Here is a 13,595-nt window from a genome sequence, read left to right as displayed (position 1 = left end):
GGGCTTCGGGGGAACCGGCGCCGGGGTCTCAGACCCAGCCGGCCCGCCGGGAGATCCGGATGGCATCGATCCGGTTTCGGGCGCCGGTCTTCCGCGTCACGGCGGCCATGTAGTTCCGTACGGTTCCGCTGGCGAGGTGCAGGGCGCGGGCTATCTCCGCGATCGAGTCGCCCTCGGCGGCCCGGGCCAGCACGCTCAGCTCACGCGGGCTGAGCGGCATGGGGTCGGCCTCCATGAAGGCCGAGGCGAGCGTGGCGTCGATGGAGCGTTCCCCGGCCGCGACCCTGCCGATGGCCCGGACCAGCCGGGCGGGCGAGCCGTCCTTGTCCACGTAACCCTGCGCCTGGGTCAGGAAGGCGCGCCGCAGCGAGCCGGGCGCGTCGGCGCGGGCGAGTACGAGCAGGGGCGTGGAGCGTGGAATGGGGCGGGCGGCGCCGGCGTCCGCGAGCAGGGCCGCCGACGCCCCCGGACAGTCGAGGTCCACCACGGCCACGTCGGGCCGTAAGGACGCCGCCTGGCGCCCGGCGGCGCGCCAGCCGGAGGAGGTGACGTCGAAGTCACCTTCGGATCTCAGCAGCGCGGCGAGGCCGGACCTCACCAGACACACGCTGTGCAGCACCAGGACCTTGGTCATCGCGGTTCCCCTCACGTGACGATCTATCAGCACCAACCGGCTGCCCAGCCAGCGCCGTGCGGGAACGTCACGGCATGCGGCGCGCGGGAGCGGGTGGCCGAACCCAGACGCCCGGCTCCCGCCGCTCCCGTACGGCCCACGGCCGCCCGACCTCGGCAGGCATCACAGGGCCCCCGCCCGCCCGAGCGCGAGCCCAACAACCGGATGGGCTGATTCCGCCCGCCTGGGTGCGGCTCCGCCCACCGCCCGGGGGCTGCCGAGGGCCCGTCCGGGACCTCCCCATCACCTCGGCAGACGTTTTCCGCATATGCCGGAGGGCGATAAGCCCCCCATCGTTCCGTCACGTTCAGCGGGGGGGCTTCATGCGGTACGACCTGTCCGATCGCCTGGTGGTGGGGATCGCCTCCAGCGCCCTGTTCGACCTGACCGAGTGCGACGCGGTGTTCCGGGAGCAAGGAGAGGACGCCTACCGGGCCTACCAGGAGGCGCACGCGGACCACGCCCTGGCCAAGGGGGTGGCCTTCCCCTTCGTCAGACGCCTGCTGTCGCTGAACGACCTCTCGGACCGGTCCGATCCCCTGGTCGAGGTCATCATCCTCTCGCGCAACGACCCCGACACCGGGCTGCGGGTCATGCGGTCGATCACGGCGCACCACCTGCCGATCAGCCGGGCGGTGTTCCGGCAGGGCCGTTCCTCGCACCCGTTCATGCGCGCGCTGAACATGTCGTTGTTCCTGTCGGCCAACGGACCCGACGTCCGGGACGCGGTCGCGGCGGGACTGCCGGCCGGCCACGTGCTCCACACGGCGCGGATCGACGACGAGAGCGACCCCGAACTCCGCATGGCCTTCGACTTCGACGGAGTACTGGCGAGCGACGCCTCCGAGCGGGTCTTCCAGAGCCTCGGGCTCGACGAGTTCCGCGCGCATGAGGTCCGCGAGGCCGCCACCCCCCACGATCCGGGACCGCTGCGCACCTTCCTCGCGGGCGTCAACCGCATCCAGCGCCGGGAGGAGGAGCGCCGGCGCCGCGATCCCGCGTATCAGCCGCGTCTTCGGGTGTCCCTGGTCACCGCCCGGGACGCCCCCACCCATGAGCGCGCCATACGGAGCCTCAAGGACTGGGGGCTACGGGTCAACGACGCGTTCTTCCTCGGCGGCATCGAAAAGGCGGCGGTGATGCGCACCCTCGACCCGCACATCTTCTTCGACGACCAGGTCTCCCATCTGAACGGCACGGCGCACGGCACCCCGAGCGTGCACATCCCTTTCGGAGTGGCCAACGCTCAGCCTCCCGCGACCACCTGAAGCGCCGCCCGCGTCCGCTGACGGCCGCCCGCGTCCGGGCTACATGGGGTCCATGGTCCCGGCGCCGAAGCCGTACACCTGCTCGCTCTTCTCACGGATGCGCAGCGCCTTCTGCGTGAGCCGCTGCCGCTCCGCGGGATCGGCGGCCTACTGGGCGGCCTGCTCCAGCTCCTGCGCCTTGTCGCGCATCTCCTGAGCTCGTTTGCCGGACGGGTCCTCGATGCTCACTTCGACCTCCTCGATCGGGCTGGTGCGGATCCCCCTACCCCGGCATCCGGGCGGCATTCACCAGCCCCGGACCGTTGATCTGCGGCCGGTTCTCGGAGAGAGTCCAGCACCATGGAATTCTTCTGCTACCACCGCGATCGCCCCGGCTCCAAGGCCCTGCGCATGGAACTGCTGGAACGCCACTGGTCCTACATGGACCAGTACGAGAAGGAGCTGATCGCCCGGGGCCCGACCTTCGCCCCCGGCGGCGACGCCCCCAGCGGCAGCGTGCACATCGTCGACCTCCCCGATCCGGCCGCCGCGCGCGCGTTCGCCTTCGACGAGCCCGGCTACCAAGCCGGTGTGTACCGGGACGTGCTGCTGCTCCGCTGGCGCGACATGCTGGGGCGCACCATGTGGGACTTCCCCGGTGGCCGGACCGGGGGCAACCGGTACCTGGTACTCGGCCTCGGCGCGGGCGGGGCCGCCGACCTCACCGTGCCGCCCGGTCGGGACGACCTGATCGCGTACGGCCCGCTGCTGTCCGACGACGCCACCGCCTGGCTGGGTACGGCGGCGCTGGTCCGGGCCCCGGACGCCGACACGGCGCGCGGCGTCCTGACCGTGGAGCGCTACGCGGACATCGAGATCCACCCGTGGGAGTTCGGCGGGCGGCGCTGACGCGCGGCCTTGGCCGCCCCCCGCTCTGGCCCGCGCGGGGCGGATCATCACTTAAGATTCAAGACGGCCGCGGACCTGCGGCTCGTCGCCGTGCGCGTCGAGGAGAGCGGCCTGGGTCAGAGCCGTGGTCCGGACGAGGACCACATGGCGCTGATCACGAAGATCCCGGGGAATCGCGTGACCGCCGGCGTGCGTCTCATCGATGTGGGACGCCCCGCGCAGCGGCCCAGGAACAGAAGACCCCCAGGGAGAAGTGAGGTATGCCAGTGATCTGCGTCGGAGGCATGATCGGAATCGGCAAGACGAGCGTCGCCGAACTGATCGCCAAGGAGCTGGGCAGCGAGGTCTTCTTCGAGAGCGTGGAAGACAACCCGATCCTTCCGCTCTTCTACACGGCGAGCCCCGAAGAGATCCAGGCCAAGCGCTACCCCTTCCTGCTCCAGCTCTACTTCCTCCAGACGCGGTTCGCCTCGATCAAGGACGCGTACCACCGGGCCGACAACGTCCTCGACCGGTCCATCTACGAAGACTGGTACTTCGCCAAGGTCAACCACGACCTGGGCCGGATCAGCTCCCTCGAGATGCAGGTGTACGAGGGACTGCTGAGCGAGATGATGCGCGAGATCGACGGCCTGCCGTACCGCAAGGCACCCGACCTCATGGTCTACCTCAAGGCGGACTTCGAGACGGTCATGTACCGCATCGGGCTGCGCGGCCGCGATTTCGAGCAGGACGAGGCGCTCGTCGAGTACTACCGGACGCTGTGGTCCGGCTACGACGACTGGGTGCACAAGCACTACTCGGCCAGTGAGGTCCTCGTCATCGACATGAACCACACCGACGTGGTGAACAACCCCGAGGACGCGGCCCGCGTGGCGCAGGAGGTCAAGGACGCCCTGGCGGCGGTCACGGCCCGGCGCTGAGCGCGCTGGTCACGGCCGTCAGCGGGCGCTCCGGAGACGGATCGGCCCGGGGGCGCCTCCGGGGTCGGCGGGGCGGCCCCGGAGGCGGGCCTCCGGGGCGTCCTGGCGGGGGTGGTGGGGGCGACGGCGTCAGATGGCCACCATCACGTTGTCGGAGCTGCTCGTCCCTCCTCGGACGCTGACGATCCCGGCGCTGCCGTCGCCGAAGAACCGGCAGAACAATCCGGCCGGGCGGCCGCCGAACACCAAGGGGCCGAGGACCGGGGCGACATCGGCGTCGTACGGCTCGTCGCAGCCGTCGGCGATCAGCGAGACCCGGCAGGTCTGCGGCTCCACGAAGGCCTGCACCACGCTGGTGCCGCCGGCGACGGCCGCGCCGACGGCGGACTCCCACCCGGCCTGGTCGACCTCGCGGCCGATGACGACCTGCTTCCCGCTCTCCCCCAGGCCCGCCTTGAGCACCAGCAGCTCCCGGTTCCCCAGGACGAACGGGAGCAGGTCGACCGGCTGCCCCTCCCGGTCGGTCTTGCGCTCCGAGAGGATCCGCGTCCACGGCAGGTACCGCTCGACGAGCCTGCGGTCGGCCGCGGTCATCCAGGGGCGTCCCTCCGAGAGCAGCCCCATGGTCAGCTTGCTGTGCAGGAAGGTCGAGGTCTGGGTGCCCACCAGCAGGCAGCCGTTGTCCAGGGCGTCCTGGACCGGCGCGGTGTCGATGCCCACCTCCAGCCAGTCCGGGATGGTGAAGTTCCGCAGCCCGACCGGATGGCGCAGGTGCGGGGCGCAGTCCCACGCCTCGGGCAGCTCCTCCGGCTCGAAGAAGCGGGCGGTCAGGCCGTGGCTGTTGTAGTAGTCGGCCTCCATCTCGAAGTACCGCCGCTCCACGCCGATCACCCGGGCACTGCCGACGACGGCCACCCGCGGCGCCAGCGCGAGCTCCGCGCTGAGCGACCGGAACATGTCCGCGCGGACGGCGAACGGGTCCGGGGAGCGGAACGGCGTCCGGCCGTCCTCGTCGGCGTGGAGCCTGCGCCACACCGCCAGCCGGCTCCGCGTCTCCACCACGCCACCGAGCGCGCCGCTGACGTTGAACTCCAGGAACCGCGGCCCGTCCGGACCGATGACCAGGTCCGGACGGACCACGGAGTCGGCGTACCGCTCCTCGATGAACGGGTCGCCCACCCACAGCCGGTCCTCGGCGGCGGGCATGTCGTAGGCGCTCAGCCGGTCGGCGGTGGTGGGTCCGCTCTCCAGGGCGGTGCGGCGCAGCAGCTCGATCAGCGCGACGCTCACCCGGAAGATCTCGGCGTAGGACGCGCGCGGGATCGCCATCGGCGCCGCGGGCAGGACCCGCTGGTACGGCCAGCCGGTGTCCCGGAGCTCGTGCCGCAGCATCCGCCGGATCGTGTCCGCGGGCGCTGCGGGCCGCAGCCGGTGACGGCCGAACCACGGGTGCCCGCTTCCCGTGCCGAGGTCCTCATGCGTGTCCATCCGGCGCTCCCTCCCTCGTCGGTGCGGCGAGGCGTTCGCCGCCCGTGCCCGGCGCGGGTGCCGCGGCCGCCGGGCGGGCTCCCGCCCGGACCAGCGCCGCGCAGAGCCGCTTGATCTGCTCCTCGCTCTGACCGGCCCGGAGCATCACGCGCAGTCCGGCGGTGCCCCGGGCGACGATCGGGAAGAACACCGGCGAGGTGTAGAACCCGGCCGCGAAGACCTGTTTGGCGGCGTCGATGACCGTCTCGTCGGTCATCGGCACCACCCGGATCGGGTACGTGCTGTCGGACTGCTCGGTCGCGACCAGCGAGTCGAACAGCGCGATGTTGGACCGCAGCCGCCCCTGCAGCAGGGTGAGTTCCTCGGTGCGGTGGATCTCGGCCGAGGCGAGCGCCGCACCGACCGCGGCGGCGTTCATCTTCTGCGAGTAGCCCAGCGGACCGGCGAACCGCTCGATGAGCCGCCGGGTCTGCTCGGGGTAGCCGTCGAGCAGGATCGCCGTGCCGCCGGCCCCGAAGCCCTTGCTCAGCGTCGCCACGGTGATGGTCCGCTCGTCCAGCACCGGGGAGTGGGAGCGTACGTAGCCGATGCCGCGCTCGCCGTAGGCGGACAGCGAGTGCGAGTCGTCGTAGAAGACCAGGAGGTTGTACTTCTCCTGCAGTTCGGCGAGCTCGTGGACGGGGGCGTAGCCGCCGAGGCTGTCGGAGCCGTCCACCACGTAGCAGACGCGTTCGTAGGTGCGGCACATGTCCTTGAGGAAGTCGAGGTCGTGGTGGCCGCAGCTCACCACCTCGGTCTCGTCGGCGCAGCTCGGCTTGGCGTTGGCCATCGAGACGTGGGCGTTCTTGTCGAAGACCATCAGCGGCCGGGTGCCGTTGCCGAGGTGCCCCGACGCGATCACGGGGAGCAGGCCGGTGCTGGCCGCCGCTGTGGAGATCGCGCTGATCACCATCGCGCCGAACAGCTCGCCCAGCGACTCCTCCAGCTCCAGCAGGACCGGTGTCTGGACCCGGGTGCGCGGGATGCAGTGGTCGAGTACGCCGAAGCGGCGCAGTGAGGCGACGGCGCCGTCGATGACCTTGGGGTGGGTGTCCAGGTCCAGGTAGGAGCAGACCGTGAAGTTGACGAATTCGTGTCCGTCGGGCGTGTGGAACACGCCGTCTTCGAGGTCGCCGACGATGCCGGCGACCCCGTGCTCGTAGGACGTGTTCCAGAAGGTGTTGCCGATCCCGATGAGCCGGTCGTTGTTGCGGTACCGGTGGGCGGGAGTGATGGTCTTGCGCTCGCTCATCAGGAGTTCACCTCGGTGGGCCGGTAGCTGTAGACGCCCTTGAGCCTCCGGTAGGCGTACGTGTACAGGGCGACGCCGAGCACGTGCGGCCGGTGGAGGATCTTCTTGGACTTGAGCCAGAAATTGACGTTGATGTTCATCTCGTCCAGCGACTCGGCCTGGTGCCACCAGCCGAGCGGCAGGTAGAGCATGTGGCCCGGCTCAAGGACGAAGTCACGGCGCTGGGCGAGCTTCGCCGCCAGCCTCGGATAGCGCTTCAGGTCGACGTCGTCGAGGTCGACCACCTCGGACTTGTCGCCGAACCCGCGCAGGACCGACCTCGGGTAGTAGGCCCGCACCCCGGGCGGAGCGATGATGAACCGCTTGCGTCCCTCAAGGGCGATGTTGAAGTTCTCGAACTCGTCGAAGTGGTTCTTGGTGAACACGCCGCGGTGGCTGATCCACAGGTTGGCCGCGTACAGGGACTTGCCGTAGCCGAAGAACTCCTCGGCGTCGAAGCCGATGACGGCGTTCACGTCGGCCGGATTGCCGCGGATGTTCGACACCACCCGGTGCCAGGTGTCCGCGCTGGTCAGGAGCCGCTCGTCCGCGAAGAACTCGCGGAGCTTGATGTCCCGCGTCTCCCAGCGCCCCGGGTGGTTCTTGTCGCCCGGCTCGGTGAACAGGGTGACGGTCAACTCCGCCAGGCGCGCCGCCACTTCGTCCCGGCCGAGTCCCTGCGCGCTGCTCGGCAGCTTGATGACCACGGGCCGGTCGGCCTCGTACAGCCCCCGGGGGCCGACGGCCAGGAAGTCGTCGAACGACATGCGGGTGACCTCGACACCCGCTGTCCCGTCCGGATCGGACACGGCGTCCGGTGCTGCCATATCGTTTCTCCACCTTCTGAAAAGGCCGGGCCACACGCCCCGGCGGCCACGGAGGGCTCGACGGCCCGGCGCGCGGGACAACCCCCCTCACCCGTAAGGAATTTGATCATCCTCGGAGGCGAACGGCCTGTCCACCCCGGGACACCGGATGCGACAGGCGCGCCGTCTCCCGACGGAGCTGATCTTTCCCTCGACGCCACCGCGGACGCCGACTATTCTCGGCAATCCCGGGCTCCTGACCGTACGGTCCTCGGCGAGCGACGACGGGCCGATGGCGCGTCGACAACGGGACCGCATATCGAAGGGGGAGGCAATGCACTGCCTGCTGCGCTGCCACGTGGCGTCATGAGCGCGTCGACGACCGACCGGGCCGCTTCACAACGGCCGCGCCTGGGGCGCGACTTCTCCCAGCTGTGGTGGTCCGCCGCGGTCTCCTCGCTCGGCGACGGAGCCACGATCGCCGCCGCCCCCCTGCTCGCCACCCGGCTGACCGACGACCCCCGGCTGATCGGCGCGGCATCGGTCGCCGTCACCGTCCCGTTCATCCTGTTCGGCATCCCGGCGGGGCTGCTGGTCGACCGCCTCGACATCCGGACCATGATGGTGCGGGTCGACATCGCCCGGGCCGTCCTGCTCACGGTGCTCGCCCTCGGGATCCTCGGCGGCTGGGGCGGACTGCCCCTGCTCTACGTGTGCATGTTCCTGCTCGGCGTCGGCGAGGTCCTCTCCCGCAACGCCGCCCAGGTGCTCGTCCCCTTCATCACCCCGCAGGCCGGGCTCGCCACCGCCAACGCCCGCATCATGGCCGCGCAGGAGGCCGGCACCGGTTTCATCGGCCCGCTCCTCGGCGCGCTGATGTTCGGTGTGGCCGTGGCCCTGCCGTTCGGCGTGGACGCCGCCACCTTCCTGTGCTCCGCCGTACTGGTGAGCCGCATCCGCGGCACCCGGCCGATCGAGCCCGCACCGGCCAGGGCCGGCGTGCTGTCGGAGATGCTGGCCGGCGCCAAGTGGCTCTTCTCGCACCACCTGTTGCGCAGCCTCGCGCTGATCTCCTGCCTGATCAACCTGGCCGGGAACGCGATGCTCGCCGTGCTCGTGGTGTACAGCGGCAAGGAACTCCACCTGGGCCCGTTCGGGTACGGCGCCCTGCTCGCCTGCCAAGCCGTCGGGGCCGTCGTGTCCTCACGGTTCGCCCCCGCACTCACCGAACGCCTGGGCCGGGAAGGCGCGCTGGTCGCCACCGCCGTGCTGATCGCCACGAGCGAGACGATCCTGGCCGCCGTGCCCTCGGTGTACGCGGCCGGCGCGGCCCTCGCGATCTTCGCCTGCGGGACGGTGACGTGGAACGTCGTCGTGGTCGTGCTGCGGCAGACCCTGGTGCCGCAGCACCTGCTCGGGCGGGCCAACAGCGTGTACCGGCTCGTCGCCTGGGGCGGGCTGCCCGTCGGTGCGGCGGCCGGCGGCATCGTCGCCGCCGAAATCGGCACCCGCGCCGTGTTCGGCGTCGGGGCGGTCGCCATGGCCCTCGTCGCGGTGGCGCTCCTCGTGGGCGCCCGCCGCCAGTGGATCACCCGCGCCGAGCAGAGCACCGAGCAGAGCACCGCACAGGCCCCGCGACCGGCGGACACGGACTGACCCGGCGGCGCGTTCCGCTTCGAAAGGACACGCAATGACGACCACGAGCCTGCCCAAGGCGCCCAGATCGCGGCTGGGCCGCGCGTACGGGGAGGAGCTCGCGCGGCACCCCTCGGCGGACCACCCGACGGCCGCCGCCCGGGAGTCGGCCACGCTCGCGCTGGCGTACCAGGACCGGTTCCTGAACGGCCCCGCCTTCCTCAGCGAGCCCGAGCGCCGCACGGTCGTCGAGGACCTCCACACGGTCTACGGACTGCTGCGCTCGCTGCCGGAGCGGGTGTTCGGCGGCAGCCTGACCGCACTGGCCGCGGCGGTCGGCATGGATCCGCTGCAATCCGCGCTGATCACGCGCAGCGCCCGGACCGGATCGCTCCTCCCGCTGGGGCGGGCCGACCTCTATCACGACGGTGCGGAGTTCAAACTCCTCGAATTCAACATCACCAGCGCGCTCGGCGGCTTCGAGAACGCGGACATCAACCGGGCGATGCTGGCGTATCCCCCGCTTGAGGAGTTCGTACGGCGGCACGCGCTCCGCTACCAGGACACGCTGGGCCGCATGGTGCGGACCATGTACGCCGAATGCGCCGCGGCCCTCCCTAGCGACCGGGCGCCCGTCGTCGCCGTGGTGGACACGGTGGACAACTTCGCCGTCGTGGGGCCCCGGCTCAAGGTGTTCGCCGCGAAGCTGGCCGACTACGGAGTCGAGGGGATCGCCTGCGACCTCGGCGAGTTCACGTACCCGAACGGCCGTCCCACGGTCTCGGGCCGGGCCGTCGACGTCGTCTTCCGGTACTTCCTGCCCGAGGACCTCACCGACCCCGCCTCGGCGGCCCTGCTGGAGCCGCTGCTGGTCGCGGTCGAGCAGGGCGGGGTGGGGCTGTTCAGCCGGCTGGACGCCGAACTGTACGGGAACAAGGGCACCCTGGCGATGCTCTCCGACGAGCGGCACCGCGACCTCTTCGATGCCGCCGAACTGGCGTGCATCGACCGGCTCCTGCCCTGGACCCGGTACGTGCGCCCCCGCACCACGGACCGGGCCGGCTCGCCGGTCGACACGCTCTCCCACGCCCTGGCCCACCAGCACGAGCTGATCCTGAAGCCGACGCTGCTGCACGGCGGCAAGGGCATCGTCGCCGGCTGGACGGCGGACCCGGCGGAGTGGGAGCGCGAGGTCTCCTCGGCGATGGACGGCCCGTTCGTGCTCCAGCGCCGGGTACGTCCCGCCTCCGAGCCGTTCCCCGACAGCGCCGGCGGCTCTCAGGAGCTCTTCCTCAACTGGGGCATCTACCTGGGCGCGCGCGGCGACGGCGACGACGGGTACGCCGGAGGTTTCGTACGGGGCAGCACCGATCCGGCGGTGGGCGTGGTCAGCATGGCCGGCGGCGCCACGGTCGGCTGCGTCTTCCACGGCGGCGAACACTGACGCCGGCCGGCCGCCGCGTCGCCGCCCGCGGTCACTGCGCGCTCGCGGCGGGACGTACGACGATCTCGTTGACGTCGACCCCGGCCGGCTGGGCGACGGCGTAGGCGATGGCCCCGGCGATCGCGGACGCCGGCAGCGCCACGGCGCGGTAGGCCTTCATGGCCTCCCTCGCGGCGGGATCGGAGATCCCCTCGGCCAGCTCGGACTCGGTCACCCCCGGGGAGACCAGAGTGACCCGGACGGAGCCGTCCGACTCCTGGCGCAGCCCCTCGGAAATGGCGCGGACGGCGAACTTGGTGGCGCAGTAAACGGCCGCGGTGGGTGACACCTCGTACGCGCCGACGGAGGCGACGTTCACGAAGTGCCCGCCGCCCTGGGCGCGCATCACGGGCAGGGCGGCGGCGATCCCGTGCAGCACGCCCCGTACGTTCACGTCGATCATCCGGTCCCACTCGTCGACCTTCAGGGCGTCCAGCGGCGAGAGCGGCATCACCCCGGCGTTGTTGACCATCACGTCCACCCGGCCGTATCGCTCCCGGCCGGCGGCCACGAAGGCCCGTACGTCGGCGGCGTCAGTGACGTCCAGGCGCTGGAACGCCGCGGTGCCGCCCGCCTCGTTGATCTCCCGGGTGAGCGCGTCGAGCCGGTCGGTGCGCCGCGCGCCCAGCAACAACCGGTGGCCGTCCCCGGCCAGCCGCCGGGCCGTCTCCTCCCCGATCCCGCTGCTGGCTCCGGTGATGGCCACGACCTTGGATTCGTTCCTCATGCCTGCCTACTCCTCGTTCGAAGCGGATGACTCCGCCCGGCCGAGTCTGGCCGCCACCCGGCCGGCCAACCAGGCCGCACCACACCCTGGCAACGCCCCTCATCGGGGTTCACGGCGTGCTGTCGCGCAGGTCCTCTTCGGCTGTCGGCAGGTCACCGTTCCCTTCCGTCAGGCGCCCGGGCCGGCGGCCGGGGCGAGGGAGTCCACGTCCTCCATGAAGCCCAGCATCCGGGCGTTGACCAGTTCGGGGTGGTCGATCTGCGGTCCGTGCCCGGTCGCGGCGACGATCTCGGCACGGGCCCCCGGTATCACGCGCGGTACGCGCTCCAGCTGGCGCTTCGGGTGCACGAGCAGGCTGCGCTTGCCCATGACCAGGTAGAACGGCGTCCGGATGGAACCCAGTTCCGCGTCCGACAGCGGCAGGGGCGCGGGGCGGCGGATCCGGAAGGCGCGCACCCCGGCCTGGATCCACGTGCGCAGCTCGGGCACGACGATGACCGGCTGCTCCAGCCAGGCCGCGAGGCGGGGCCGCCAGGACTTCGGGGCGTAGGTGGCGAAGAGGCTGGCGAAGATCCAGACGAAGAACCGCAGCCCCACCTTCTCCAGGCCGCCCGGGTCGAGCGCGGTGACGGAAGCGAGCCGCCCGGGCCGCAGGTGCGCCTGGTTGATGACCAGCCAGCCGCCGTAGGAGGAGCCGACGAGGTGGACACGGTCGAGGCCGAGCGCGTCGAGGGCCTCGTCCATCCACTGGGCGGCCCGCTCCGGCTGCCACATGGGCTCGCGCTGGACGCTGCGTCCGGGGTCGCCGGGGGTGTCGAGGGCGTACACGGGGCGTTCGGCGCTGAGCGCGCGGGTGTTGGGGTACCACTGGGCGGAGCATCCGCCGGAGCCGTGGATCAGCACGATCGGGGTGCGGGACTCCGCGGCGGGGTCGGTGGGGCCGTAACGGTAGACGTGTGTGGTGCCGAAGCTCGTCTCGACGTCCCTCTCGGAGCGGATCGGCGCGCCCATCGCGTAGAGCGCGTCGCCGGCGGCGAAGTAGCGATCGCGCAGCTCGTCGTTCACGTAGTGGCCGATGTCGCGTCGTACGCGGGCCGTGTTCTCGGGCACGGGGCACCTCCGGAGGGATCCGTTGTTCGTAATACGACCGTACCATGATGTTGATACGGCGGTATCACGAAAGGGCTGGGGGTCCGCGCCGACGGGGCGCTCATCCGGCCAGGTCCTCGGCGTGCAGGGGCCGGCGCCACGCGATGCGCCGGTGCACCGCGTCCAGGTCGGCCTGGAGGGGGCTGGGCGGCACCGCGAGGACCGGGCAGGGGGCGTGGGCCAGGCAGTATCGGGACACCGACGGGCGCAGGGCGCGCAGCAGCGGGGTGCGGGAGCCCGTACCGACGACGAGGAGGTCCCCGGTGTCGCGGACGGTGTCGACCAGGGCCGCACCCGGGGTTCCCCGGACCGTCAGGCCGGCCAGGGTCACGCCCGGCGGGCCGTCGCCGAAGGCGGCGGCGAGGACGTCCCGCAGCCGTTCGACCGCCGCGTCGCGGCAGCCCGCGAGCAGGGGCGTTCCGCCACCGGCGGTCCGGGAGGCCGGGCCGCCGAGGGGCGCCTGCCAGGCCAGTACGACCCACAGCTCCGCGTCCCGCGCCCGGGCCTCGGCGGCCGCCCGGTGCAGCGCCGTCAGGCTCCCGAGGGATCCGCACGTACCCGCCACCACTCGTCCTCGCACCGTCGCCCCACCCCTCCTGCTTTCCTCGTCGTCCTTCGCCCTCCATGGAACGGCCGCGGCCGGTCGCGCGGGGGCTTCGCTGATGCCTCTCTGACGCCGGAGCCGGAAACCCGTACGCGTCCTTGATGCCGCGCCCCGGGTCCGTCAGTGACGTGTATGGAGTGGGCCGTTGCCCGTCAAGGTGGCGTCAGGGAGCGACGCGGGAGGTGCCGGGGCGGGGATAGCTTCGATCGCGTGCCCCGGGCCTGCCTCCCCGCACCCGGGGCGTCATCCGTCGTTCGTGGTTCCCCCAGGGAGAGCGCCATGTGCCTGTTTCAGTACGAAGAAGACCCCGAGCCCGAAGAACGGATCCCGGCCGGACTCCTGTACGTGCCCGTCCGGCCGGGTGACGCGGCCGCGGCGGTGATCCGGCTGTTCCGCACCCCGCTGGGGGCGCGAACCGCCGTGGGCTTCACCCGCAGGGAGCGGCTGGTCTCGACCCTCGGCGCGGGACAGGGGTACATCCGGCTGTCCGAGTCCGTGCTGCGGGAGCTGTGCGATCCGCTCGGCGCCGCTCTGATCACCATCGACCCGATGCTTTCGGCACCCGCGGCCGTCGCCACCACCCGCCGGCCGGACCGCGTCGCGGCCCGCACCGCCTGAGGG

At 71.7% G+C, this 13,595-nt stretch carries 13 protein-coding genes and 1 pseudogene; 6 read left to right on the top strand and 8 right to left on the bottom strand.

From position 1 onward, the window contains the following. Positions 1-28: 28 nt before the first annotated feature. Positions 29-634 (bottom strand): response regulator transcription factor, encoded by a 606-nt coding sequence (locus EES41_RS31580; RefSeq protein ID WP_123081366.1) that lies wholly within the window; start codon positions 632-634, stop codon positions 29-31. Positions 635-996: 362 nt separating this feature from the next. Between EES41_RS31580 and EES41_RS31575 the strand changes: the two genes are divergently transcribed. Beyond that, positions 997-1,941 (top strand): 5'-nucleotidase, encoded by a 945-nt coding sequence (locus EES41_RS31575; RefSeq protein ID WP_123081365.1) that lies wholly within the window; start codon positions 997-999, stop codon positions 1,939-1,941. A 39-nt stretch (positions 1,942-1,980) separates the two neighbouring features. Here the strand turns inward: EES41_RS31575 and EES41_RS43905 are convergent. After that, a pseudogene (locus EES41_RS43905) lies at positions 1,981-2,226 on the bottom strand (DUF6381 family protein). Between the two features lie 54 nt (positions 2,227-2,280). On the opposite strand from EES41_RS43905, the gene EES41_RS31565 reads away from it, so the two are divergent. Further along, entirely contained in the window at positions 2,281-2,829 is a 549-nt protein-coding gene (locus EES41_RS31565; protein WP_123081364.1) for a YciI family protein, read from the top strand. A gap of 260 nt (positions 2,830-3,089) precedes the next feature. Then, positions 3,090-3,752, top strand: a complete 663-nt coding sequence (locus tag EES41_RS31560) for a deoxynucleoside kinase (RefSeq protein WP_123081363.1) — start codon at positions 3,090-3,092, stop codon at positions 3,750-3,752. A 129-nt stretch (positions 3,753-3,881) separates the two neighbouring features. Here EES41_RS31560 and EES41_RS31555 read toward each other — a convergent pair whose 3' ends face one another. The 3 genes from EES41_RS31555 to EES41_RS31545 are packed head-to-tail and all read right to left on the bottom strand — an operon-like array spanning position 3,882 to position 7,397. Continuing rightward, a complete protein-coding gene (locus EES41_RS31555; RefSeq protein ID WP_123081362.1) occupies positions 3,882-5,240 on the bottom strand; it encodes a hypothetical protein in 1,359 nt (452 codons plus the stop codon). Beyond that, entirely contained in the window at positions 5,227-6,531 is a 1,305-nt protein-coding gene (locus tag EES41_RS31550; RefSeq protein ID WP_123081361.1) for an aminotransferase class I/II-fold pyridoxal phosphate-dependent enzyme, read from the bottom strand. The genes EES41_RS31555 and EES41_RS31550 overlap by 14 nt, the downstream gene beginning before the upstream one ends. Next, positions 6,531-7,397 (bottom strand): cupin-like domain-containing protein, encoded by an 867-nt coding sequence (locus EES41_RS31545; RefSeq protein WP_250569301.1) that lies wholly within the window; start codon positions 7,395-7,397, stop codon positions 6,531-6,533. The genes EES41_RS31550 and EES41_RS31545 overlap by 1 nt, the downstream gene beginning before the upstream one ends. Positions 7,398-7,742: 345 nt before the next feature. Between EES41_RS31545 and EES41_RS31540 the strand changes: the two genes are divergently transcribed. Next, a complete protein-coding gene (locus EES41_RS31540) occupies positions 7,743-9,032 on the top strand; it encodes an MFS transporter (protein ID WP_123081360.1) in 1,290 nt (429 codons plus the stop codon). 34 nt (positions 9,033-9,066) lie between these two features. Beyond that, positions 9,067-10,455 (top strand): hypothetical protein, encoded by a 1,389-nt coding sequence (locus EES41_RS31535; RefSeq protein WP_123081359.1) that lies wholly within the window; start codon positions 9,067-9,069, stop codon positions 10,453-10,455. Between the two features lie 31 nt (positions 10,456-10,486). On the opposite strand, the gene EES41_RS31530 is transcribed toward EES41_RS31535, so the two are convergent. The 3 genes from EES41_RS31530 to EES41_RS31520 form a co-directional block, all read right to left on the bottom strand. Beyond that, on the bottom strand, positions 10,487-11,221 hold the full coding sequence (locus EES41_RS31530) for an SDR family oxidoreductase (protein WP_123081358.1): 735 nt from the start codon (positions 11,219-11,221) through the stop codon (positions 10,487-10,489). A gap of 168 nt (positions 11,222-11,389) precedes the next feature. Beyond that, positions 11,390-12,331 (bottom strand): alpha/beta fold hydrolase, encoded by a 942-nt coding sequence (locus tag EES41_RS31525; RefSeq protein ID WP_123081357.1) that lies wholly within the window; start codon positions 12,329-12,331, stop codon positions 11,390-11,392. A 100-nt stretch (positions 12,332-12,431) separates the two neighbouring features. Further along, a complete protein-coding gene (locus tag EES41_RS31520; RefSeq protein WP_254211632.1) occupies positions 12,432-12,935 on the bottom strand; it encodes a universal stress protein in 504 nt (167 codons plus the stop codon). Positions 12,936-13,253: 318 nt separating this feature from the next. Between EES41_RS31520 and EES41_RS31515 the strand changes: the two genes are divergently transcribed. Continuing rightward, complete coding sequence (locus tag EES41_RS31515; RefSeq protein WP_123081355.1) at positions 13,254-13,592, top strand: SAV_915 family protein; 339 nt, start codon at positions 13,254-13,256, stop codon at positions 13,590-13,592. Positions 13,593-13,595 lie beyond the last annotated feature (3 nt).

Source organism: Streptomyces sp. ADI95-16, assembly GCF_003721495.1.
GTDB classification, from domain to species: domain Bacteria; phylum Actinomycetota; class Actinomycetes; order Streptomycetales; family Streptomycetaceae; genus Streptomyces; species Streptomyces goshikiensis.
The sequence above is the reverse complement of the archived record's forward strand: the minus strand, read 5'-3'. Positions and strand labels throughout refer to the sequence as shown.